We start from the raw sequence: 1,100 nt of genomic DNA, 5'->3' as shown, positions 1-1,100 counted from the left end.
GGTTTGTATGCGAGGATTTTTCCGAAGGAAAATCAGACGTTACAAACACGCAACGACCTTTGATTAAGCACTAAGCCGCAATTATTTTTATACGGTGTTGTATGCAGTTTTTATTCTTTTTTTATTTCCATTTATAAAAGTCATTTCAGAAGCATTTATTTTGTCAACAACCTCTGAATAATTCAAACTATTTATGTTTTCCGTTTCAATTATCGGTCTGTAAATTTCCGCCTTGGTTTCAATTCCGTTTTGATAAACCCAATTATATAAATCCGTAGAATCTTTTTTATGAGTTCGGATATTTAAACGTTTCCAGTTTTTTTTCGATTATTCCAAATTCAGAAGTAGATTTATTCAGTATTATATCTCCACTTTTTGAATCATAATATAATTCTTTTAGGTCGCCATAATGGTCTTCAATTTCCATTGAGTAAAGTCCAAATCCAATAAATCCGACAACTGTAATTATTACAATTCCGAAAATCAGAAGTCCATATTTTAATCCTTTGTTCATTGGTTGTCAAATTGCATACAATATTCCATTGATATAAAAGCGTTTCAATGTTTTTATATCAGATGTTAAACGAAGTTAGTTGTTTTTTCTGACAAAGTCAAGTAAAACAAAAGCCTAGCAAAGCAAACAATTTAACCTTAATTAAAACCTATCTATAACAAAAACCGTTACTTTTATCAATAACCAATTTCGATAGTGCTTCAGGATAACCTCTATCTACGGCAAATTTTGTTGCTAAAACATCAATGTCTGTTTTCGAGATACTTTTTAATAAAGTAGTTGGTAACTCCTTTGTTCGTTTCTTAGCAATGCCTTCCTCTACAATTTTTTTCTATAATTTGATTTGCAACAGTTAAGGCAGAAGAGGCCTTAATAATTTTCGCTACGCGCATAAAATTTACTTGGAAAATGAACTTCTCCAACTCTTAAATTTGGATCGTCACCAAAAATTTGTTGTGCCCCATATAAAGGAGGTCCTCCAACAGTTGCACTTGTAAAATGAAGGTACAAATTTTACCCACAAAAGCAATAGCATTATTCGTTCTTGTATTTATATCTTCTTGACTCCAGTCACGAGACAGTTTTT

Annotated in this window: 2 protein-coding genes; both read right to left on the bottom strand. The window is 31.4% G+C overall.

The annotated features are described in order from the left end of the window. Window positions 1-286: 286 nt before the first annotated feature. Window positions 287-514, bottom strand: a complete 228-nt coding sequence (locus tag ASC44_RS00090; protein ID WP_055445599.1) for a hypothetical protein — start codon at window positions 512-514, stop codon at window positions 287-289. 369 nt (window positions 515-883) lie between these two features. Further along, the gene (locus ASC44_RS18000) at window positions 884-1,024 is read right to left on the bottom strand and encodes a hypothetical protein (protein ID WP_161804989.1); all 141 of its coding nucleotides are present in this window, start codon (window positions 1,022-1,024) and stop codon (window positions 884-886) included. Window positions 1,025-1,100 lie beyond the last annotated feature (76 nt).

It is taken from the genome of Lacinutrix mariniflava, from assembly GCF_001418015.1.
Classification (GTDB): domain Bacteria; phylum Bacteroidota; class Bacteroidia; order Flavobacteriales; family Flavobacteriaceae; genus Lacinutrix; species Lacinutrix mariniflava.
This window is presented reverse-complemented; position numbering and strand designations above follow the sequence as displayed.

Coding starts and splice junctions, on each gene's coding strand:
- ASC44_RS00090 (WP_055445599.1), bottom strand. CDS start 514: ATGAACAAAGGATTAAAATATGGACTTCTGATTTTCGGAATTGTAATA.